The 20,154-nt window shown below is 68.7% G+C and carries 20 protein-coding genes; 15 read left to right on the forward strand and 5 right to left on the reverse strand.

Translation table 11 applies throughout. The features are described from left to right. The first annotated feature begins 55 nt into the window (after positions 1 to 55). Positions 56 to 439, forward strand: coding sequence for a YciI family protein (locus ACIBGM_RS17780; protein WP_396386190.1), 384 nt, complete (start codon positions 56 to 58; stop codon positions 437 to 439). A gap of 63 nt (positions 440 to 502) precedes the next feature. On the opposite strand, the gene ACIBGM_RS17785 is transcribed toward ACIBGM_RS17780, so the two are convergent. Continuing rightward, positions 503 to 1,492 (reverse strand): BadF/BadG/BcrA/BcrD ATPase family protein, encoded by a 990-nt coding sequence (locus ACIBGM_RS17785; RefSeq protein WP_360537591.1) that lies wholly within the window; start codon positions 1,490 to 1,492, stop codon positions 503 to 505. Between the two features lie 257 nt (positions 1,493 to 1,749). Here ACIBGM_RS17785 and ACIBGM_RS17790 point away from each other — a divergent pair, with 257 nt between their 5' ends. The 7 genes from ACIBGM_RS17790 (at position 1,750) to ACIBGM_RS17820 (ending at position 8,805) form a co-directional block, all read left to right on the forward strand. Next, positions 1,750 to 2,538, forward strand: a complete 789-nt coding sequence (locus tag ACIBGM_RS17790) for an SIS domain-containing protein (RefSeq protein WP_360537589.1) — start codon at positions 1,750 to 1,752, stop codon at positions 2,536 to 2,538. A 23-nt stretch (positions 2,539 to 2,561) separates the two neighbouring features. Further along, the gene (gene ngcE, locus ACIBGM_RS17795; RefSeq protein WP_360537587.1) at positions 2,562 to 3,983 is read left to right on the forward strand and encodes an N-acetylglucosamine/diacetylchitobiose ABC transporter substrate-binding protein; all 1,422 of its coding nucleotides are present in this window, start codon (positions 2,562 to 2,564) and stop codon (positions 3,981 to 3,983) included. Between the two features lie 79 nt (positions 3,984 to 4,062). Next, the gene (locus ACIBGM_RS17800) at positions 4,063 to 4,974 is read left to right on the forward strand and encodes a sugar ABC transporter permease (RefSeq protein ID WP_360537585.1); all 912 of its coding nucleotides are present in this window, start codon (positions 4,063 to 4,065) and stop codon (positions 4,972 to 4,974) included. A gap of 10 nt (positions 4,975 to 4,984) precedes the next feature. After that, the gene (locus ACIBGM_RS17805) at positions 4,985 to 5,887 is read left to right on the forward strand and encodes a carbohydrate ABC transporter permease (protein ID WP_360537583.1); all 903 of its coding nucleotides are present in this window, start codon (positions 4,985 to 4,987) and stop codon (positions 5,885 to 5,887) included. A 13-nt stretch (positions 5,888 to 5,900) separates the two neighbouring features. Next, on the forward strand, positions 5,901 to 7,250 hold the full coding sequence (gene ngcE, locus ACIBGM_RS17810) for an N-acetylglucosamine/diacetylchitobiose ABC transporter substrate-binding protein (RefSeq protein WP_396386191.1): 1,350 nt from the start codon (positions 5,901 to 5,903) through the stop codon (positions 7,248 to 7,250). A gap of 54 nt (positions 7,251 to 7,304) precedes the next feature. Beyond that, positions 7,305 to 8,333, forward strand: coding sequence for an iron-siderophore ABC transporter substrate-binding protein (locus tag ACIBGM_RS17815; protein ID WP_360537579.1), 1,029 nt, complete (start codon positions 7,305 to 7,307; stop codon positions 8,331 to 8,333). Positions 8,334 to 8,400: 67 nt separating this feature from the next. Beyond that, positions 8,401 to 8,805 (forward strand): hypothetical protein, encoded by a 405-nt coding sequence (locus ACIBGM_RS17820; RefSeq protein ID WP_360537577.1) that lies wholly within the window; start codon positions 8,401 to 8,403, stop codon positions 8,803 to 8,805. A gap of 1 nt (position 8,806) precedes the next feature. Here the strand turns inward: ACIBGM_RS17820 and ACIBGM_RS17825 are convergent, their stop codons facing one another. After that, positions 8,807 to 9,385, reverse strand: a complete 579-nt coding sequence (locus ACIBGM_RS17825; protein WP_360537575.1) for an alpha/beta hydrolase — start codon at positions 9,383 to 9,385, stop codon at positions 8,807 to 8,809. A 72-nt stretch (positions 9,386 to 9,457) separates the two neighbouring features. Here ACIBGM_RS17825 and trpS point away from each other — a divergent pair, with 72 nt between their 5' ends. From trpS to ACIBGM_RS17840, 3 genes are read left to right on the forward strand one after another with little or no spacing between them, the layout of a single operon-like run. Further along, the gene (gene trpS / locus ACIBGM_RS17830) at positions 9,458 to 10,519 is read left to right on the forward strand and encodes a tryptophan--tRNA ligase (protein WP_360537573.1); all 1,062 of its coding nucleotides are present in this window, start codon (positions 9,458 to 9,460) and stop codon (positions 10,517 to 10,519) included. 8 nt (positions 10,520 to 10,527) lie between these two features. Further along, positions 10,528 to 11,040: a 2'-5' RNA ligase family protein gene (locus ACIBGM_RS17835; RefSeq protein WP_360537571.1), complete on the forward strand. Its 513-nt coding sequence runs from the start codon at positions 10,528 to 10,530 to the stop codon at positions 11,038 to 11,040. Positions 11,041 to 11,068: 28 nt separating this feature from the next. Then, positions 11,069 to 12,136, forward strand: coding sequence for a YihY/virulence factor BrkB family protein (locus tag ACIBGM_RS17840; RefSeq protein ID WP_360537569.1), 1,068 nt, complete (start codon positions 11,069 to 11,071; stop codon positions 12,134 to 12,136). Here the strand turns inward: ACIBGM_RS17840 and ACIBGM_RS17845 are convergent. The 3 genes from ACIBGM_RS17845 to eat all read right to left on the reverse strand — a co-directional run bounded on the left by ACIBGM_RS17845 (position 12,133) and on the right by eat (position 15,815). After that, positions 12,133 to 13,272 (reverse strand): D-alanyl-D-alanine carboxypeptidase, encoded by a 1,140-nt coding sequence (locus ACIBGM_RS17845; protein ID WP_360537567.1) that lies wholly within the window; start codon positions 13,270 to 13,272, stop codon positions 12,133 to 12,135. The two genes, ACIBGM_RS17840 and ACIBGM_RS17845, sit on opposite strands and share 4 nt — an antisense overlap. Positions 13,273 to 13,316: 44 nt before the next feature. Continuing rightward, a complete protein-coding gene (locus ACIBGM_RS17850) occupies positions 13,317 to 14,258 on the reverse strand; it encodes a zinc metalloprotease (RefSeq protein ID WP_360537565.1) in 942 nt (313 codons plus the stop codon). 117 nt (positions 14,259 to 14,375) lie between these two features. After that, positions 14,376 to 15,815 carry an ethanolamine permease gene (gene eat / locus ACIBGM_RS17855; RefSeq protein WP_360537563.1) on the reverse strand — a complete coding sequence of 480 codons (1,440 nt, stop codon included), beginning with the start codon at positions 15,813 to 15,815 and terminating at the stop codon, positions 14,376 to 14,378. 156 nt (positions 15,816 to 15,971) lie between these two features. Here eat and ACIBGM_RS17860 point away from each other — a divergent pair, with 156 nt between their 5' ends. The 4 genes from ACIBGM_RS17860 to ACIBGM_RS17875 are packed head-to-tail and all read left to right on the forward strand — an operon-like array spanning position 15,972 to position 20,150. Then, positions 15,972 to 17,336, forward strand: a complete 1,365-nt coding sequence (locus ACIBGM_RS17860; RefSeq protein WP_360537561.1) for a glutamine synthetase family protein — start codon at positions 15,972 to 15,974, stop codon at positions 17,334 to 17,336. Beyond that, a complete protein-coding gene (locus ACIBGM_RS17865) occupies positions 17,317 to 18,030 on the forward strand; it encodes a gamma-glutamyl-gamma-aminobutyrate hydrolase family protein (protein ID WP_360537559.1) in 714 nt (237 codons plus the stop codon). Before ACIBGM_RS17860 ends, ACIBGM_RS17865 begins: the two co-directional genes overlap by 20 nt. Next, complete coding sequence (locus ACIBGM_RS17870; protein WP_360537557.1) at positions 18,027 to 19,373, forward strand: aldehyde dehydrogenase family protein; 1,347 nt, start codon at positions 18,027 to 18,029, stop codon at positions 19,371 to 19,373. Before ACIBGM_RS17865 ends, ACIBGM_RS17870 begins: the two co-directional genes overlap by 4 nt. After that, entirely contained in the window at positions 19,374 to 20,150 is a 777-nt protein-coding gene (locus ACIBGM_RS17875; protein WP_360537555.1) for a 3-oxoacyl-ACP reductase, read from the forward strand. Positions 20,151 to 20,154: the final 4 nt, after the last annotated feature.

Consider the following 20,154-nt stretch of genomic DNA (forward strand, 5'->3'; position numbering starts at 1 on the left):
CGGACGGCCCCGACCTCTGCTGCGAAGATCCAGCCAGACTCCGAAAGGAACAGTCATGAAGTACCTGCTGCTCATCCACAGCAACCCGATCACCTGGGGCCACCCGTCCTTCCTGCACACCGAGGAGGGCCGGAAGCTGCCGAAGAAGGCGCGCGACGCCCTGGCCAAGCAGTTGGACGACCTGCTCACCGGGCTGGAGGAGTCGGGTGAGCTCGTCACCGCCGTACCGCTCGAACCGCCGTCGCGGACCCGGGTCGTCCGGGTCCGCGAGGGTGTCCGGGCCACGACCGACGGTCCCTACTCCGAGGCGAAGGAACAGTTGGCCGGCGTCTTCCTGGTCGACGTCGCGACACCCGAGCGCGCCGAGGAGATCGCCGCCACCATCCCCGAGGCCGGGTTCTACGCGGTCGAGGTCCGCCAGGCGTCCGTGTTCGACTAGAGGTCGTGTCTGGCAATTCCCCGCCTACTGCGCGGCACTCGGCACGGAATTGCCAGCCACGACCTAACTGACCAGGCGGGTGTGGTTCTCGCGGGTGGCGAGGGCGGGGTCGAGGGTGCCGAGCGCGAGCCAGGTGGCGCCACCGACCCCGTCCTTGGCAGTCAGGACCTCGCCGGAGAAGTGCTGGTGAATGGTCTCGCGGATCAGCCGGCCGACCGGTGACGATTCTCCTGCGACACTTCCGGCGAGCACCAACGGGCCCTTGTCCGACGTTGTCCTGAGCCGGCCGACCGTTTCTGTGAGCAGTTCGGCTGCGCGTTTCACCAATGCGTGTGCGGTCTCGTCGTTCTGCTCGAAAGCCCACACCACCGTCCGGGCCAGTTCGGCCAGCATCACCGGCGGGCGACCGTTTACCGCGCGAACCAGGTCGTCACGCAGCACGTCGTACCCCTCACGCTGGGCGATTGCGTGCTCGTCGCGGTCCGGCAGCACGGCCTTGACGACGGCCTGGCCGAGCACACCGATCGGTTCACCCAGATCCAGTTTGCGCAACACACTGCGCACGGCCTCCCGGCCGAGCCAGAAGCCGGAGCCGTCGTCGCCGAGCAGCCAGCCGTGCCCGTCGGCGGTCCGGATCAGCTGGTGGTCGCGGACCAGGCCGGCTGCGCTGCCGGTGCCCGCGATCAGCACGACGCCGTCCGGTTCCGGCGTGCCGGAGGCGAAAGCCACCTCCAGATCGCCGATGAACTCCGGTTTCGCGGTCAGCCCGGCGCCGTCCCAGGCGGCGTCGAACTGCGCGCGGACGTCCGGCCGCGCGAGCGCCGAGCCGCCGGCCGCTCCGATCACCGCGGCCTTGACCGCGGTCGGCTCCAGCCCGGCCAGCGCGGCGTGAAGCGCCTGGCCGAAGTTGGCTGCGGCACTCACGGGGTGGCTGGTCGGGTTTCCGCCCGCGGCCGCCCCTCGACCGACTACGTTGCCCTCATGGTCCGCGATCACGATCCGGGTGGAGGTGCCGCCGAGGTCGCCGCCCAGGACCAGTGCCGATGCTGGCATCAAGACCACTGAGTCCGCAGGTTCCGGCAGTTGGCGTTCGACCGACATACGCAATGCTCCAAACTGCTCGAAAGAGTGCATTAGTGGACAACAACAACCAAGGTCACGCAACGGTCCCGATCTGGGGAGAAGAGTGAGATGAGCCTTGACTTTAGCTGCCAGTTGAGAAAAGTTCTGTCCAGCAAACCGCAAACTTGCGCAGTTGTCGGCACCAGGTGTGTCGCGGCGAACACATTAGTCGAGGGGTGGGGCCGCTGATGGCCAGCAGTAACCAAGGCGGACCGGGGGCGACCGGCGGGGTGAGCGCGCAGGCTTATGTTCACGCGCTGACGCCGATCATGACCGCCGTCACCGAGCAGATCGACGGGCCGATCCAGGACGCCGCCGACCTGTTCACCACGGCGCTGCGCAACGACGGCGTCATCCAGGCGTTCGGCTCCGGCCACTCCGAGGCGCTGGCGATGGAGATCGCCGGCCGGGCCGGCGGGCTGATCGCCACCAACCGGATCGCGCTGCGCGACCTGGTCCTGCTCGGCGGCGAGCCGCTCGAGCTGCTCAAGGGCGGTGAGCTGGAACGCGACCCGTCGATCGCGCGCCGGCTCTACGACCTGGCCGAGCCGCACCCGGCCGACCTGTTCGTGATCGCCTCCAACTCCGGGGTGAACGGCTCGATCGTCGAGTTCGCCACCGTGGTGAAGGAGAAGGGCCACCCGCTGATCGCGATCACCTCCCTGCAGCACACCGGCGGAATGGACTCGCGCCACCCGTCCGGCAAGAAACTGATCGACTTCGCGGACGTGGTGCTGGACAACCATGCGCCGTACGGCGACTCCGTGCTCGACCTGCCGAACGGCGCCAAGGTCTGCGCGGTGTCGTCCATCACTGCCGCACTGATCGCGCAGATGCTGGTAGCCGAGGTCCTGCGCCGGCTGAGCGAGGCAGGTGAGACCGCTCCGGTCTACCTGTCCGCGAACATCCCGGGCGGCGACGACCACAACCACGCCCTTGAAGCACAGTACGCCGGCCGGATCCGGCGTACTGCATGAAACACTCTCGGAAGGCGGGACCCATGAGCACTCCTGACAACCTGTCGCGGCGGCTGTTCCTGCAGCGCGCGGCGGTCGGCACCCTGCTGGCCACCGGCGGCAGCACACTGCTCTCGGCGTGTGCCAGCGGTGGCAGCGAAGACAGCAGCACCGGCGGTGGTGGCGCCGAACAGACCGCGGAGAACCCGTTCGGCGTCAAGTCCTCGGACCCGCTCGACGTGGTGATCTTCAAGGGCGGGTACGGCGACGACTACGCCAAGGCCCACGAGGAGATGTACAAGAAGAAGTACCCCGAGGCCACCATCAAGCACGCCGGCATCACCGACATCACGCCGCAGCTGCAGCCGCGGTTCAACGGTGGCAACCCGCCGGACGTGATCGACAACTCGGGCGCCTCGGCGCTGCCGTCGTCGACGCTGGCCTCGAGCGGTCAGCTCGCCGACCTGACCCAGCTGTTCGACGCCGCCTCGATCGACGACGCGAGCAAGAAGGTCCGCGACACCATTGAGCCGATCACGCTGGAGGCGGCCCAGCTGAGCGGCAAGCCGCTGCTGCTCAACTACGTGCTGACCGTCTACGCGATCTGGTACAACAAGCCGCTGTTCGCCAAGAACGGCTGGGAGCCGGCCAAGACCTGGCAGGAGTTCCTCGACCTGTGCGAGGAGATCAAGAAGACCGGTATCGCGCCGATGGCCCACCAGGGCAAGCACCCGTACTACATCGGCCAGGTGCACATGGACATGGCCGTCAAGCACGGTGGCCACGACGTCATCAAGGCGATCGACCAACTCGAGCCCAACGCGTGGAAGCACGAGTCGATCAAGGCCGCCGCCGAGGCGATCCTGGAGATCAAGGGCAAGGGCTACTTCATGCAGGGCACCGAGGGTCTGGACCACATCCAGTCCCAGACGGCCTGGAACCAGGGCAAGGCGGCGTTCATCCCGTCCGGCTCCTGGCTGGAGAACGAGCAGAAGCCGGTCGCCCCGGCGGACTTCGAGACCACCGCGGCCTACACCCCGCTGCTGGACGGCTCGAAGCTGCCGGTCGACTGCACCGAGATCGCCGCCGGCGAGCCGTTCATCGTGCCGGAGAAGGCGAAGAACAAGGCCGGTGGCCTGGAGTACATGCGGATCATGCTGTCGAAGGAGGCGGCCGGCAAGTTCACCGAGCTGACCGGTTCCCCGACCGTGGTCAAGGGCGGCGGTGAGGGCCTGAAGCTGAGTCCGGGCGCCTCGTCGGCCGGCGCGCTGCTGAAGACCGGTGGCGACAACAACTGGACGACCTACTTCGCCGCCTGGTACTCGACCATGGACAAGCCGATCCGCAACGTCTGGGGCGAGCTTGCCGCCGGCCGCATCACGGCCGACGAGTTCTGCAACCAGGCCCAGAAGATCGCCGACGACACGGCGAAGGACCCGAAGACCGTGAAGCAGACCCGTAGCTGAGTATTTGGGTGCATGCTGGGCTGTGGGGGAACCTGACCCGCAGCCCAGCTGAACCTGCCCCTGCGCTGTAAGGAGAAAGATGCGGCACGGCAGTTACCGGTTCGTCGCGAGCTTCCTCGCGATTCCACTGGCGTTGTATGCGATCTTCGTGATCTCGCCGTTCGTCCAGGCGTTCTACTACTCCCTGACCGACTGGACCGGGATCTCACCGGAGTTCAAGTTCGTCGGACTGGACAACTTCCGGACCCTCGCCGACGACGCGGTGTTCCGCCAGGCGCTCGGGCACAACCTGATCCTGCTGGTCGGCCTGCCGCTGATCACGATCTTCCTCGCCCTCACCTTCGCCTACCTGCTCAACGTGGGCGGGCGGGCGAACACCGCGGGCGTGCAGGGAGTCAAGGGCAACGGCTTCTACAAGCTGGCGTTCTTCCTCCCGCAGGTCCTGGCCGTCCCGGTCATCGCCGTCATCTGGTCCACGGTGATGACCTCGACCGACACCGGTCTGGCCAACTCCGTCCTCAAGGCGGTCGGTCTGCCGACCTCGGAGTTCCTGGCCGACCCCGACATCGCGCTGTACTGCGTCATGTGGGTGCTGATCTGGGGCAGCGTCGGGTTCTACCTGGTGCTGTTCAACGCGGCGATGTCCGGGATCCCGAAGGACATCTTCGAGGCCGCCATCATCGACGGCGCGGGCCGACTGGCGACGTTCTTCCGGATCACTCTGCCGCTGCTGTGGGACACCATCCAGACGTCGTGGGTGTACCTGGCCATCATCGCCTTGGACGCCTACGCCCTGGTCGCGGTCATGACGGCGGGACCGGGCGGACCCGACAACTCCACCCAGGTGATGGGTCTGCAGATCGCCGACAACGGATTCCAGTACGGCCGCGCCGGCTATGCGTCGGCGATGGGTGTGGTGCTGTTCTTCCTGACCCTGATCATCGCCGCCGTCCTGCTCCGGGCCACCCGCCGCGAGCGGATCGAATACTGAGGGGCCGGACATGACCGTACCTGTACAGATCGACGTCGAGGACACCCGGTCGAAGACCGACGCCGCGGCGCATCCGGCCGGTGGCAAGGACCGTGCCTTCAGCCCGGTCAACGTGTTCTCCCACACGGTGCTGATCGCCTGGAGCATCCTGGTCGTGGTGCCGTTCGTGTGGGCGGTGATCGCCTCCCTGAAGAGCACCGGCGAGATCTTCGGCGACAACCCGTGGGCGCTGCCCAAGGAACTGCTCTGGTCCAACTACACCAAGGCCTGGGACAAGGGCATCGGCCAGTACTTGTTCAACAGCCTGGTCGTGGTGACCGGCGGTGTCTTCGGCACCATGCTGTTCGGCTCGATGGTGGCCTACGTGCTGGCCCGCTACGAGTTCCCCGGCAACCGGTTCATCTACTACCTGTTCGCGGCCGGCATGATGTTCCCGGTCTTCCTGGCGATCGTGCCGCTGTTCTTCGTGGTCAAGGGCTTCGGGATGGTGTCGACGTACCAGGGCCTGATCCTGGTCTACATCGCGTACTCGCTGCCGTTCACCGTGTTCTTCATGCACGCCTTCTTCCGAACGCTGCCGACCTCGGTCGCCGAGGCGGCGCTGGTCGACGGCGCGTCGCACAGCACCACGTTCTTCCGGGTGATGCTGCCGATGGCCAAGCCGGGCCTGATCAGCGTCGGCATCTTCAACGTGCTGGGCCAGTTCAACCAGTTCGTGCTGCCGTCGTTCCTGTCGCCGGAGAAACCGGTGCTGTCGCAGGGCATCGCGACCCTGCTGGGCAGCCAGCGCTACGAGAACGACTGGGGCACGCTGTTCGCCGCCCTGACCATCGCCATGGTCCCGGTCATCGTGGTCTACCTGATCTTCTACCGTCAGGTCCAGGCCGGCCTGACCGGTGCCACCCTGAAGTAGCTACCCTGCCGGGGTGCTGAAACGACGGACCGTTCTGCAGGGCGCGCTGGCCGGCGCCCTGCTGAGCGGCTGTTCCACGGGTACGACGGACCCCACACCGGCCGCGGACCCGGCCAACCCGTTCGGCGTCGCCGGCGAGGCGCCCGTCGAGGTGCTGGCCGGGCAGGAGTACGGCGGTTTCGCGGCGTCGGCGTACCGGAAGAAGTACGCGAGCGCGAACGTGACCTCGTCGGTGTCCGCGAAGCTGCGGGACCTGGCGCTGCCGCGGTTCGCGGCCGGGAACCCGCCGGACGCGGTGCTGAACACGGGCGACGGGAAACTCGAGCTCGGCCGACTGGTCGGGCAGGACCAGCTGGCCGACCTGAAGCCGTTGCTGGAGGCTCCGGGCTGGGACAACCCCGACGTGACCGTGCAGGACGCCGTACTGCCGGGCATGCTCGAGGCCGGGCGGTACGACGGGACGCAGCGGACGGTGAACTACGTCGCGACCGTGTACGGGCTGTGGTACTCGGCCAGCCTGTTCCAGCGGTTCGGCTGGGACGTGCCGCGGACCTGGCCGGAACTGCTTGCCCTCGGCACCGAGATGAAAGCGGCCGGACTCGGCCCGTTCGTCTACGCCGGCGCGCACCCGTACTACGTGCTGGAGCTGGTGCTCACGCTGGCCGCGAAGACCGGCGGCCACGACGTGCTGAAGCGGATCGACAACCTCGAGGACGACGCCTGGAAGGACGAGAGCGTCACCCGGGCGATCACCGCGGTCGGCGAGCTCGCCAAGCGCGGGCTGATCGCGCCGGGCAGCCTCGAGTTCGACCACATCGCCTCGCAGAAACGCTTCCTGGCCTCGAAGGCCGGCCTGCTGCCGTGCGGCAACTGGCTCGAGAACGAGATGAAGCCGCTGATCCCCTCGGGGTTCGTGCTGACCATGCTCGGCGTCCCGCCGCTCGACGGCTCCTCCGCGCTGGTCCGTGGCGTGCATGTCGCGGCCACCGCGCCGTACCTGGTCCCGGAGAAGGCGAAGAACAAGGCGGGCGGGCTCGAGTACCTGCGGGCGATGCTGTCCAGGGACGTCGCCGCCCAGGTCACCACCGAGTCGAACCTGCTCACCGTCGTCCGCGGCGCCGCAGACGGCCTGGAGATCGGTACGGCGCTCCGCTCCGCCCGTGACCTGCTGACCGCAGCTGGTGACCAGGTCATCACCTGGTACTTCGCCGACTGGTATCCGGAGTTCGCGACCGCCGCCGCGCAGGCGACCGGACAGTTCCTCGCCGGCGGTCTCGCGCTCCCCGAGTGGACCGCCCGGATCCAGTCCGCAGCCGACAAACTCAAGCAGGACAAGGCGGTCACGAAGTATCACCGGGACTGATTCCTGGGTTAGGTTAGGACAACCTAACTCAAGTGGAACCCCTGTGAGGTTGTCATGCGGTCACTCCTGCGCCCGCTCGCGTTGCTCGTCGTTCCGTTGCTGGCACTGACCGCCTGTGGGAGCGGTGACGAGGCGCCGGAGGCTGCGGCCGGCTCGCAGGCCGGGGCCGAGGCCGGGGCGTTCCCGGTGACGATCAAGAACAAGTTCGGCGAGACGGTCGTCAAGGAGGCGCCGAAGCGGGTGGTGGCGGTCGGTCTGGTGGAGCAGGACGCGCTGCTGGCGCTGGGCGTCGTACCGGTGGCGACGACCGAGTGGTTCGGCGAGAAGCCCGGGGCGTTGTTCCCGTGGGCGAAGGAGAAGCTCGGCGACGGCGCGCTGCCGACCGTGCTGAAGGACAAGGACGGGATCCAGTTCGAGCAGATCGCGGCGCTGCAGCCGGACCTGATCATCGGGCTGTACTCCGGGGTCACCGCCGACGACTACAAGAAGCTCACCGCGATCGCGCCGACCGTGGCGCAACCGGCCGGCGTACCGGACTACGGCGTGGCCTGGCAGGACGTGGCCCGGACGGTCGGGCAGGCGGTCGGCAAGCCCAAGCAGGCCGACGAGCTGGTGAAGGGCATCGAGGACCGGTTCGCGAAGGTTCGCTCCGAGCACCCCGAGTTCCAGGGCAAGACGGCGCTGGCCGCGACGCCGTGGGAGGGGTACTTCATCTACGGCACCCAGGACCCGCGGTCGCGGTTGCTGACCGACTTCGGGTTCGCGCTGCCGGAGGGGCTGGACAAGGTGATCGGGGACAAGTTCGGCGGCAACGTCAGCGCGGAGCGGCTCTCGGTCCTCGACCAGCAGGTGCTGGTCTGGTTCCCGGCCAAGGGTGGCACGGCCAAGCTCAAGGCGGACCCGCTCTACAAGAACTTCAAGGTCCGCACCGAAGGCCGGGACGTCTTCATCGAGGAGAACTACGACGACCCGCTGTACGGCGCGATCCAGTTCGTCTCGGTGCTGAGCCTGCCGATCGTCCTGGACCAGCTCGTCCCGAAGCTCGCCACGGCCGTCGATGGAGACCCGGCCACGAACGCGTAACCCCGCGGAAAAACACCTCGCCGTCGGTAGGCAGCCGACGTAACCTCTGAAGAGGGTGGTGAGGTCGATGGAGTGGGTAGCTGTGCTGCTCCTGTTCGTGTTCTTGTGCGTGTTGCTCAACCTGGTGTTGCCGCAGCCGCCGGCGTCGCGCTGGCGGCGGGGCGTGCAGACCTCAGCGGGGCGTGTCACCCGGCGGCTGCGCCCGCGGACCGAGCCGGACCCCGACCCGTTTGACACGTTGCGCCTGCAGACCCGGCTCGGTCACCTGGCCGGGGAGATCCGGCGGATCGAGACCGCGCCCGGCGTGTATGCGCGTGCCCACAAGCTGATGGCCGTCGAGGCGGCGTACGACGACCTCCTCGACGAGGCCTGCCGCCTCGCCGGAGTCCCGGACGAGGACGACCTCGAACGCAGCGAAGAAAAACGCTGGCGCGAAGAACAGGCCCTAGCCTCCCGCGGCTGGTCCTGGTGAGCTACACCCAGACGACCTGATCCAGAAAATCCTCCACCGCCGTCGCAACCTGCCCGAGCACAGCGGCCGACGCCGCGAGCCGCCCGGGGATGTACATCCCGTGGTCGGCCTCCGGCACCTCCAGCAGGTACGGCGTGAGCTCTCGAGCCAGCGTCGAGTCCCACAGCGGGTCCGCCGTACCGCCCACGAGCAGGAACGGCGCGGTCGAGCGGCGCAGGCCGTCGACCACCCAGTCGCTGGTCAGGTTCGGGGTGAGCCAGATCGCCGGCAATTTGCGGTCGGCGGCCAGGCAGGACCCATAACTGCCAAGTGACTTCCCGATCAGCAACACGTCGCCCGTGACGCCGTCGGCAGCGCGCATCACCTGTGGGAGCACCCATCCGCCGCGCTCCGGCTCGGTCAGGTTCAGCGGGCCGTCGGGTTCGTCCCACGACACCCGGACCACCTCGGCGCCGCGGTGCTCGGCCGCGTCGGCGGCGTACATGAGGAGCGGAGCGGTCGGACCGAACTGGCCGCCGGGGATCACGATCGCCGTCGCCTCGCCGCCCGGGTGGAGGGAGGGGCGTGTGGGGGAAGTCATAGTCCGGAGTTTATGGGGGAGCGGACCCGCCCCGGTGTGGGTCAGAGCCGGGGCGCTGGCAGAATCGTCTCCATGTCCCATGCTGCGTCTGACCCCTCCGCAGCCGGTTCCCAGCGTCGCCCTCGGGTGCTGTCCGGGATCCAGCCGACGGCCGATTCCTTCCACTTCGGCAACTACCTCGGTGCGTTGCGTCAGTGGGTGGCCCTGCAGGACGACCACGACGCGTTCTACTGCGTCGTCGACCTGCACGCGATCACGGTGGAGTACGACCCGAAGCAACTGCGGGAGCGGACCCGCCGTTCGGTGGCGCAGCTGCTCGCGGCCGGGATCGACCCGGAGCGGTCCACGCTGTTCGTCCAGTCGCACGTGCCCGAGCACGCCCAGCTGGGCTGGGTGCTTGGCTGCCTGACCGGGTTCGGCGAGGCCAGCCGGATGACGCAGTTCAAGGACAAGTCCGCCAAGGGCGGCGCCGACCGGGCCACCGTCGGCCTGTTCACCTACCCGATCCTGCAGGCCGCGGACATCCTGATCTACCAGGCCGACCGGGTTCCGGTGGGTGAGGACCAGCGCCAGCACCTGGAGCTGACCCGGGACCTGGCGCAGCGATTCAACCACCGCTTCGGCAAGACCTTCCGGCTGCCCGAGCCGTACATCGTCAAGGAGACCGCGAAGATCGCGGACCTGCAGGACCCGACCGCCAAGATGAGCAAGTCGAGCTCGTCGCCGGCCGGCATCATCGACCTGCTCGACGACCCGAAGGTGAGCGCGAAGAAGATCCGCTCCGCGGTCACCGACTCCGGTCGCGACGTCGTCTTCGACCCGGAGAACAAGGCCGGCGTGGCCAACCTGCTGACCATCTACTCGGCGCTGACCGGCCGCAAGATCAGCGAGCTCGAGGACGAGTACGCCGGCCGTGGGTACGGCGACTTCAAGAAGGACCTCGCCGAGCAGGTGGTCGAGTTCGTCACCCCGTTCCGGGAGCAGACGCTCGGCTACCTGGACGACAAGGCCCAGCTGGACGCGATCCTGGCCGCCGGGGCCGAGCGCGCCCGGGCGGTGACCGAGCCGACGCTGCAGCGGGTGTTCGACCGGCTGGGCTTCGTGCCCGGGCCGGCCCTCGGATCGGGCCGGTAGGCCCGCGGATGGCGACGATCGGTGTCGCGATCCCGATCGCCGAACCGTACGGATCGGAGCTGCAGAAGTACCGGGCCGAGTTCGGTGACCCGATGGCCTCCTCGATCCCGACCCACGTCACCCTGCTGCCGCCGACCGAGATCGACGACGCCGACCTGGGGCTGATCGACGACCACCTGCTCGAGGTGGCGGCACGGTTCCCGAGCTTCCGGATCCGGCTGCGCGGTACGGCGACCTTCCGGCCGATCTCGCCGGTGGTGTTCGTGCCGCTGGCCGAGGGCATCTCGTCGTGCGAGGTGCTGCAGTCGCAGGTCCGGTCCGGGCCGTTGGAGGTCGAGCTGCGTTTTCCGTACCACCCGCACGTGACGGTGGCGCACGACCTGGACAAGGAGGCGCTGGACCGCGCGTACGACGCCCTCGCCGAGTACGACTGCGCCTTCGACGTCGACGCCTTCAGCCGGTACGAGCACGGCGCCGACGGCGTGTGGCGCCCCCAACGCTCCTTCCCCCTGAAAGGCTAGGCCTCAGCACCTCGGGTACAGGAGACGGATGAACGTGAAGGCGGCCTGGAAGCGGTTCAGCCGGACACAGCTGTGGCGGGCCTGGCAGCGGTACGGCGACCGGCGGGGCAACCGGCTGGCGGGGGCGACGAGCTTCTTCGCGTTCCTGTCGATGTTCCCGCTGATCGTGCTGGCCGCGGCCGTCGTCGGTTCACTGCTCGGTGACGACGCGATCGAGAAGCTGAAGGAGACGCTGGAGAAGACCCTGCCCGGGATCGGCAACCACATCGACATCGACGCGCTGGTCAGCCACGCCGGCACCATCGGGCTGATCTCGGCCGTCACGTTGCTGTTCACCGGTCTGGGCTGGATCGACTCGCTGCGGGCCTCGATCCGGTCCATGCACGAGCTGGACGACGAGCCGGGCAACATAGTCCAGCTGAAGCTGGTCGATTTCGGCGCGCTGCTCGGACTCGGCGCGGTCGGCGCGATCGCCACCGGCGCCTCGTCGATCCTCGCCGGGCTGTCGCACCGCATCGTCGACTGGGCCGACCTGGAAGGGACCTGGCTGGCGCAGTGGGGGATCGAGGCCTGCAGCATCGCGCTCGGCATCGGCGCCGGCGCCGTACTTGTGCTCTACATCCAGACCGCGTTGCCGCGGATCATCCTGCCGCGCAAGGTCGCGCTGATCGCGGCGCTGGCAGGCGGGATCCTGTTCTACGCGGCGCAGAAGCTCGGCAACGCCTACGTCGACCACGTCATCGGACGCAACGCGGCGTACGGCGCTCTGGCGTTGCCGCTGGCGCTGCTGGTGTGGATCTACCTGATCACACGGGCGATCATGCTCATCGCGGCCTGGGCCAAGGAGGCGTCGCTCGACAAGGAGGCAGCCGAGAAGGCGGCCGCAAAGCCGGAGCCGGAAGCTGAGCCCGAGCGCGAGCGCGAGTTGGTGTCGGAGCCGCTGCTCCCCGGGCCACCCGGCAAGCGCTACAAGGTCGTCCCGGTACCCCAGAAGAAGGCAGACACGGTCGCGGTGGCAGCCGGTGCCCTGCTGGGTGTCACGGCCAGCGCTCTGGCCATGCAGCTGGCCAAGGCCGCCCGCTCGATCCGCCGCTAGCGCGAGCGCCGCCGCCTGCGGAGAGCACGGGGGCGTCGGAGGAACAGGCCGAGGAGCAGGACCGGTGGTCCCGCGTAGACCCATGCCGGGATGCGGACGACCAATGACTGAACCGCCTGTCCTGGATTGAGGACAGTGCGACTGCGCGGCGGCTGCTTCGTACCGGACTCGGATTGCTTGCCCCCGACGGGACCGCTTGCCGCCTTCGATGGCGGTGCGGCGGCCGGCTTGACCAGGGTGCCGACCGGGGTGAGCCGGTCGTAGTTCTTGAACGTCCAGCTGAGCAGGTTGGTCGCGTCCTCGGAGATGCCGTGCGGCGCGTTCATCAGCGTGACCACCAGCGTGTGGCCGTTGCGGCGGGCAGCACCGATGAACGTGTTGCGGGCCAGCGTGGTGTAGCCGGTCTTGACGCCAAGGGCGCCGTCGTAGTTGAACAGCAGCTTGTTCTGGTTCGCGACCTGGTACGTGCCCTTGTTGCCGACGTTCGGGAAGGCCGTGTACTTCGTCGACGCGTACTTCGCGAAGTCCGGCCGGGCCAGCCCGGCGCGCGCGAACAGGGCCAGGTCGTAGGCGCTGGAGTACTGCCCGTCGGCGTCCAGGCCGGTCGGGTCGGTCACGGTCGTGTCGTTCGCTCCGAGCTCCTTGGCCTTCTGGTTCATCCGCTGGATCGTGCCCTTGACGCCACCCTGGTCGTGGATGCACAGGGCGTGCACCGCGTCGTTGCCGGACGCCAGGAACATGCCCTGGAAGAGCAGGTCGACCGAGTAGCGCAGCCCGGGGTAGACGCCGACCTTGCTGCCCTCGATCCCGGCGTCGCCGTCGGTGCCGACCAGCACGTCCGACTTCTTCAGCCGGGGCAGCAGGACGAGCGCAGTGAGGGCCTTGAGCGTGCTGGCGGGTCGCAGCTTGGCGTGCGGCGCCTTCGCGGCCAGCACCTCGCCGGTGTCGATGTCGGCGACGACGTACGCCGATGCCTGGACTGCCGGCGGTGTCGCGCCATCGGCGACCACCGTCGGCTTCGTGGTCAGCAGGTCGCCGCCGACCGGGCCTTGTGGGCCCTGGCCGGCGGCGGTTGCTGTCAGCGGACCGCTGACCACCAGTGCGGCGGTAGCGGCTGCCGTCAGAAGCACACGCATCGGCGGCACTCTAGACGGCGTTGGGGTTAGGCGTCACGCCAAGGTCAGCCTCTGTACGCGGTCCACATGTTGCTGATCCGCGTGCTCTGGCCGGGAGTGAACTGGTTGTAGCAGGCGTCGTAGGAGTAGTCCATGTAGTTGTGGATCGGGTCCAGACCGGGCAGCGAGCAGGAGTCGCGACCGGTCGGGCAGCCGTTGGTGGCGCTGCCCTGGGCCGGGGTGTCGGACACGGAGTCGTTCGTGCTCGTGCAGCCGCCCTGGAACGTGTGGTAGAGCCCGAACCAGTGGCCGGCCTCGTGCGTGGCGGTCTTGCCGAGGTTGTAGTTCGTGGCCGAACCACCCGGCAGCGAGGTGTACTGCACCCGGATGCCGTCGATCGACGGGTTGCTCGCGTAGTCCCACGGGAACGTCGCGATGCCGAGGTAGGAGAAGTTGACCAGCCAGATGTTCAGGGCGTTCGCTCCGCCCTTGCGGGTCTGCGAGCGGTAGGTGGTGCTCTGGCCGTCGCGGTGCCAGGTGCTGTTGTTGTAGCGGTAGGTGCCGGCCAGGTAGAAGCTGAAGCCGGTGTTCGCGGCCTGGGACGACTCGCCACCGGCGAAGTTCTGGTTCAGCTCGGCGATCTGCTGCGAGATCTGGGTGTTGGTCACGTCACCGGCGCCGGAGCTGCTGCGCATCACGTGCACGTAGACGGGCACGCTCGCGGCGGCCAGCGTGCCGGCCTTCGGCGTCAGCCCGCGGGCTGCCTTCGCCTTCAGGATCTGCGCGGTCTTCGCGTCGATCGCCTTCTGCTCGGCCACCGACAGCTCGCGGTGGTCAGCCTCCTGGCCGCCGCGCGCCGAGGTCGGGTCGGCCGGCATGTAGCAGGGGTTGCCGACCTGGTCGACCGGCAGCTTCGCCGACGCCTGTCCACCGAGTGGGCTGAACGTGAGCGCCGTACCGGCCAGCAGCACGGCCAGGGCGCGGGGACGGGTGATGAAAGATCGCATAGAGCGTCCTCCGGAAAAGGGCCGCTTGGGCGGTGCGGCCGAATCCCCCGATTTTCCGCAGAATTCCGCAGCGTGCAAACTTGTTCACTGACAGTTGAGTGCCAAGGCACTCCGTGGTCAGGACAGCTCCTCCTCGGCCTGCTGGATCGCGGCGAACTCCTCCTCGGGCGCGGAGGCGACCAGGCGGTGGCGGCTGTAGAACCAGAAGTAGGCGAGCGCCACCACGAAGATCGCCGCCGTGATCGCGGCCGCGAATTTGTCGACGAAGAAGGTGGCCACGACGGCCGTCACGGCCAGCACCAGCGCCACGCCGGTGGTCGCGACCCCGCCGGGCGTCCGGTACGGACGGTCCAGCCCGGGCTCGCGCACCCGGAGCACGATGTGCGACAGCATCATCAGCACGTACGACACGGTCGCGCCGAAGACGGCGATGTTGATCAGCAGCGCGCCGTCCTGGGTGATCGCCGCGAGCAGGAAGCCGATGATGCCGGGCACGGTCAGCGCCAGGTACGGCGTCTTGCGCTTGCCGGTCACCGAGAGGAAGCGGGGCAGGTAGCCCGCCCGGGACAGCGCGAACAGTTGCCGCGAGTAGGCGTACACGATCGAGAAGAAGCTCGCGATCAGCCCGGCCAGGCCGACGTAGTTGACGAAGTCGGCGACCCAGGTGTCACCGCCGAACGCGGTCCGCAGCGCCAGCGGGAGCGGGTTGTCGGACTCGGCTACCACCGAGGACCCGGCGCCGCCGGCGGTGAAGACCAGCATCAGGGCCGCGAAGACCAGCAGCACGACCATCCCGGTGATGATGCCGCGGGGCATGTCCTTGCGCGGGTCCCGGGCCTCCTCGGCGGCCAGCGGCACGCCCTCGATCGCCAGGAAGAACCAGATCCCGTACACCAGGGCCGCCAGGACGCCGGCGTACCCGAACGGGATGAAGTCGCTCGCGCCGGCCGCGGTGTTCGGCACGATGTCGAACAGCTTGTCCGCGTCGAACTTCGGCACCATCGCGATCACGAACACCACCAGCGCGACCACCGCGAGCGCGGTGATCGCCAGGGTCAGCCGGAGCGCCTCGCCGACGCCGTACAGGTGGATGCCGACGAAGATCACGTAGCAGGCCAGGTAGACCGGCCAGCTCGACGTCAGCCCGAACAGCCCGAGCGCCTCGATGTAACCGCCGATGAAGGTGGCGATCGCGGCCGGGGCGATGGCGTACTCGATCAGGATCGCGGTGCCGGTGGCGAAGCCACCGAGCGGGCCGAGCGCGCGGCGGGCGAACCCGTAGCCCGCGCCGGCCACCGGGATCGCGGAGGCCAGCTCGGCCAGGCCGAAGACCATGCAGGTGTACATCGTCGCCATCAGGATGGTGGCGATCAGCAGACCGCCCCAGCCGCCCTCGGCCAGGCCGAAGTTCCAGCCGGCGAAGTCGCCGGAGATGACGTAGGCGACGCCCAGCCCGGCCAGCAGGACCCAGCCGGCGGCACCGCGTTTGAGCTGCCGGTGCTCCAGATACTCCTTGCCGACCTGCTCGTAGCCGACATGCGCGTTCTTCCGGCTCATCGCTGCCCCCTCCAATGGTCTGCTGACATACCACTAAGGCTGGCCATGAGGTTCCTCGCGCCGGGACCCGCTGTCAAGGGAAACCCCCGATTGACATCCGGCCCGAGGCTTGAGTCAATGGACTGGTTGTAGACCAATAGACCCGTGGGAGTGGCCGTGGCTTCTGGTGGTGGGAAGTTGAGCGTGCAGGAGCTCCGGGACCTGGTGGCTCGAGGGCAGGTCGACACCGTGCTGGTGGCGATCACCGACATGCAGGGCCGGTTGCAGGGCAAGCGCTGCGGCGGTCGGTACTTCGTCGAGGAGGTGCTGAAGCACGGCACCGAGGGCTGCAACTACCTGCTCGCCGTGGACGTCGACATGAACACCGTGGACGGCTACGCGATGTCGTCCTGGGAGCGCGGGTACGGCGACCTGGTGATGGCGCCCGACCTGGACACGCTCCGGCTCGTCCCGTGGCAGCCCGGCACGGCGCTGGTGCTGTGCGACGTGGAGTGGCTGGACGGCACGCCCGTAGTGGCGTCGCCCCGGCAGGTCCTCAAGGCGCAGCTGGAGCGGCTGGCCGAGCGCGGCATGAAGGCGTACGTCGGCACCGAGCTCGAGTTCATCGTCTTCGACGACACCTACGAGGCCGCGTGGGACAAGCGGTACCGCGACCTCACGCCGGGCAACCAGTACAACGTCGACTACTCGCTGCTCGGCACCGCCCGGGTCGAGCCGCTGCTGCGCGCCATCCGCAACGGGATGACCGGCGCCGGCATGTACGTCGAGTCGGCCAAGGGCGAGTGCAACCTCGGCCAGCACGAGATCGCGTTCCGGTACGACGAGGCCGTCGCCACCTGCGACAACCACTCGATCTACAAGAACGGCGCCAAGGAGATCGCCGCCACCCACGGCAAGAGCCTGACCTTCATGGCCAAGTACGACGAGCGCGAGGGCAACTCGTGCCACATCCACCTGAGCTTCCGGTCCACCGAGGGTGCGGCGGTCCTGGCCGGTGACCGCGACCACGGGTTCTCCGAGCTGATGGAGCAGTTCATCGCCGGCCAGCTCGCCTGCCTGTCCGAGTTCACCTACCTGCTGGCGCCGAACATCAACTCCTACAAGCGGTTCACCAAGGGCAGCTTCGCGCCGACCGCGGTCGCCTGGGGCCTGGACAACCGCACCTGCTCACTTCGCGTGGTCGGCCACGGCGAGTCCCTGCGGGTGGAGAACCGCCTGCCCGGCGGCGACGTGAACCCGTACCTCGGCGTCGCCGCGATCATCGCCTCCGGCCTCTACGGCATCGAGAACGAGCTGGAGCTCGAGCCGTTGCTGGAGGGCAACGCCTACGAGTCGGACAAGCAGCACGTGCCGTCGACGCTGCGCGAGGCGGCCGCGCTGTTCACCGGCTCGAAGATCGCCCGTGGAGCGTTCGGCGACGAGATGGTCGACCACTACGCCAACGCGGCCCGGGTCGAGCTCGACGCGTACGACGCCGCCGTCACCGACTGGGAGCGAATCCGTGGCTTCGAACGTCTCTAGGCCTCGCATCGGCATCACGACGTACCTGGAGCCGGCCACGTGGGGGATCTGGCAGCGTGAAGCCGCGCTGCTGCCTCGCGTTTATCTCGACGCAGTGGTTGCGGCCGGCGGCGTACCGATTCTCTTGCCGCCGGTCGGCACTGACCCGACCGTCCTCGAACTGCTCGACGGGCTGGTCGTCTCAGGTGGATGCGACGTCGATCCCTTGACGTACGGCGCTGACGCACATCCGGAGACGGTCGACACCAGGCCCGGCCGCGACGAGCACGAGCGGGTCCTGATCAGCGCGGCTCTCGAGCAGGACCTGCCGTTGCTCGCGGTCTGTCGCGGGCTGCAGATGCTCAACGTCACGCTCGGCGGCACGCTGCACCAGCACCTTCCGGAGGTCGTGGCCCACGACGAGCACCGGCCGTTGCCGGCGATCTTCGGCACCACCGAGGTCAAAGTGGAGCCGGACACACTGGCCGCCCGGATCTTCGGCGATCGCACGAGCGGTCGCTGCTACCACCACCAGGCCCTCGACGTCGTCGCCCCGAGGCTGCGGGTGACCGCCCGCGCGGGTGACGGGACCGTCGAGGCCGCCGAGGTGGACGGGCACGACTTCGCGATCGGCGTGCAGTGGCATCCGGAGGAGAACGTGGACGACCTGCGCCTGTTCACCGCCCTGATCGACGCATCCAGGAGAACTTCATGAGGTACGACGTGATCAACCCGGCCACCGAGAAGGTCGTCCGGACGATCTCGCTGGCGACCGAGGCGGACGCGGACGTGGCGATTGCCCGGGCCGCGGATGCCTTCGAGACCTGGCGGAACGTCGCGCCCGCGGATCGCGGCCGGCTGCTGCGCCGGTTCGCCGACGCGGTCGACGCCGACCTGGAGAATCTCGCCGCGCTGGAGGTCGAGAACGCCGGCCACACGATCGGCAACGCGCGCTGGGAGGCGGGCAACGTCCGGGACGTGCTGACCTACTACTCGGCCGCGCCGGAACGCCTGTTCGGCAAGCAGATTCCGGTTGCCGGCGGCATCGACGTGACGTTTCACGAGCCGCTCGGCGTGGTCGGCGTGATCGTGCCGTGGAACTTCCCGATGCCGATCGCGGGCTGGGGTTTCGCGCCCGCGCTGGCGGCGGGCAACACCGTCGTACTGAAGCCGGCCGAGCTGACGCCGCTGACCGCGATCCGGCTCGGTGAGCTGGCGCTGGAGGCTGGGCTGCCGCCGGGGGTGTTCGAGGTGGTGCCGGGCAAGGGGTCGGTGGTCGGGCAGCGGTTCGTCACGCATCCCGCCATACGCAAGGTGGTCTTCACCGGGTCGACCGCGGTCGGCAAGCAGATCATGGCCGGGTGCGCCGAGCAGCTGAAGCGGGTGACGCTCGAGCTCGGCGGGAAGTCCGCCAATCTCGTGTTCGCCGACGCGGATCTGGAGAAGGCCGCGGCTCAGGCGCCGTACGGCGTGTTCGACAACGCCGGCCAGGACTGCTGCGCCCGGTCGCGGATCCTGGTCGAGCGGACGGCGTACGACCGGTTCCTGGAGCTGCTCGAGCCGGCGGTGAGGGGGTTCCGGGTCGGTGATCCGGGCGATCCGGAGACCGAGATGGGGCCGCTGATCTCGGCCGGGCAGCGGGCCAAGGTCGAGTCCTACGTGGAGAACGTGGCCTTCCAGGGGACGGCGCCGAGCGGTCCCGGATTCTGGTTCCCGCCGACCGTGGTGACCGCGCCGAGCGACCGGGTGCTGCGGGAGGAGATCTTCGGGCCGGTCGTCGCGGTCGTGCCGTTCGAGGACGAGGCGGACGCGCTGCGGATCGCGAACGACAGCGAGTACGGGCTGTCCGGGTCGATCTGGACCCGGGACGTCGGCCGCGCGCTGCGGGTCGGCCGCGGGGTCGAGGCGGGCAACCTGTCGGTCAACTCGAACTCGTCCGTGCGGTACTCGACGCCGTTCGGCGGCTACAAGCAGTCCGGCCTCGGCCGCGAGCTCGGCCCGGACGCGCTGGACGCGTTCACCGAGACCAAGAACATCTTCATCAGCACGGAGGACTGAATGGACGTGAAGGCAAGCCGGCTGGAGGGCCGGGTCGCGGTGGTGACCGGGGGCGCGAGCGGGATCGGCCTGGCCGCGGTACGGCGGCTGGCCGCGGAGGGCGCGCACGTCGTCGTCGGTGACCTCGACCCTGCCGCCGGAAAGGCTGCCGCGGACGAGGCCGGCGGGCTGTTCGTCGCCACCGACGTCACCGATGCCGCCGCGGTGGAGAACCTGTTCAAGCAGGCCTTCGACACCTACGGCAGCGTCGACATCGCGTTCAACAACGCGGGCATCTCGCCGCCTGACGACGCCTCGATCCTGGACACCGGGCTGGAGGCGTGGCGCAAGGTGCAGGAGGTCAACCTGACGTCTGTGTACCTGTGCTGCAAGGCCGCGATCCCGTACATGCAACGGCAGGGCAAGGGGTCGATCATCAACACCGCGTCGTTCGTCGCGGTGATGGGCGCGGCCACGTCGCAGATCTCGTACTCCGCGTCCAAGGGCGGCGTGCTGGCGATGAGCCGCGAGCTCGGCGTCGAGTTCGCCCGGCAGGGGATCCGGGTCAACGCCCTCTGCCCGGGCCCGGTGAACACGCCGCTGCTCACCGAGCTGTTCGCGAAGGACCCGGAGCGGGCCCAGCGCCGGCTGGTGCACGTGCCGATGGGGCGGTTCGGCGAGCCGGAGGAGATCGCCGCCGCGGTCGCCTTCCTGGCCAGCGACGACTCCTCCTTCATCACCGCCAACACCTTCCTGGTGGACGGCGGCATCTCGGGCGCGTACGTGACACCGCTCTAGTCTG

The sequence above is a fragment of the Kribbella sp. NPDC050470 genome, assembly GCF_044458365.1.
Taxonomy (GTDB): domain Bacteria; phylum Actinomycetota; class Actinomycetes; order Propionibacteriales; family Kribbellaceae; genus Kribbella.

What these genes read in the sequence shown, in the direction of transcription:
- ACIBGM_RS17780 (WP_396386190.1), top strand. Translation starts at nt 56, where the DNA reads ATGAAGTACCTGCTGCTCATCCACAGCAACCCGATCACCTGGGGCCAC.
- ACIBGM_RS17785 (WP_360537591.1), bottom strand. Translation starts at nt 1,492, where the DNA reads ATGCCAGCATCGGCACTGGTCCTGGGCGGCGACCTCGGCGGCACCTCC.
- ACIBGM_RS17790 (WP_360537589.1), top strand. Translation starts at nt 1,750, where the DNA reads ATGGCCAGCAGTAACCAAGGCGGACCGGGGGCGACCGGCGGGGTGAGC.
- ngcE (WP_360537587.1), top strand. Translation starts at nt 2,562, where the DNA reads ATGAGCACTCCTGACAACCTGTCGCGGCGGCTGTTCCTGCAGCGCGCG.
- ACIBGM_RS17800 (WP_360537585.1), top strand. Translation starts at nt 4,063, where the DNA reads ATGCGGCACGGCAGTTACCGGTTCGTCGCGAGCTTCCTCGCGATTCCA.
- ACIBGM_RS17805 (WP_360537583.1), top strand. Translation starts at nt 4,985, where the DNA reads ATGACCGTACCTGTACAGATCGACGTCGAGGACACCCGGTCGAAGACC.
- ACIBGM_RS17815 (WP_360537579.1), top strand. Translation starts at nt 7,305, where the DNA reads ATGCGGTCACTCCTGCGCCCGCTCGCGTTGCTCGTCGTTCCGTTGCTG.
- ACIBGM_RS17820 (WP_360537577.1), top strand. Translation starts at nt 8,401, where the DNA reads ATGGAGTGGGTAGCTGTGCTGCTCCTGTTCGTGTTCTTGTGCGTGTTG.
- ACIBGM_RS17825 (WP_360537575.1), bottom strand. Translation starts at nt 9,385, where the DNA reads ATGACTTCCCCCACACGCCCCTCCCTCCACCCGGGCGGCGAGGCGACG.
- trpS (WP_360537573.1), top strand. Translation starts at nt 9,458, where the DNA reads ATGTCCCATGCTGCGTCTGACCCCTCCGCAGCCGGTTCCCAGCGTCGC.
- ACIBGM_RS17835 (WP_360537571.1), top strand. Translation starts at nt 10,528, where the DNA reads ATGGCGACGATCGGTGTCGCGATCCCGATCGCCGAACCGTACGGATCG.
- ACIBGM_RS17840 (WP_360537569.1), top strand. Translation starts at nt 11,069, where the DNA reads ATGAACGTGAAGGCGGCCTGGAAGCGGTTCAGCCGGACACAGCTGTGG.
- ACIBGM_RS17845 (WP_360537567.1), bottom strand. Translation starts at nt 13,272, where the DNA reads ATGCGTGTGCTTCTGACGGCAGCCGCTACCGCCGCACTGGTGGTCAGC.
- ACIBGM_RS17850 (WP_360537565.1), bottom strand. Translation starts at nt 14,258, where the DNA reads ATGCGATCTTTCATCACCCGTCCCCGCGCCCTGGCCGTGCTGCTGGCC.
- eat (WP_360537563.1), bottom strand. Translation starts at nt 15,815, where the DNA reads ATGAGCCGGAAGAACGCGCATGTCGGCTACGAGCAGGTCGGCAAGGAG.
- ACIBGM_RS17870 (WP_360537557.1), top strand. Translation starts at nt 18,027, where the DNA reads ATGAGGTACGACGTGATCAACCCGGCCACCGAGAAGGTCGTCCGGACG.
- ACIBGM_RS17875 (WP_360537555.1), top strand. Translation starts at nt 19,374, where the DNA reads ATGGACGTGAAGGCAAGCCGGCTGGAGGGCCGGGTCGCGGTGGTGACC.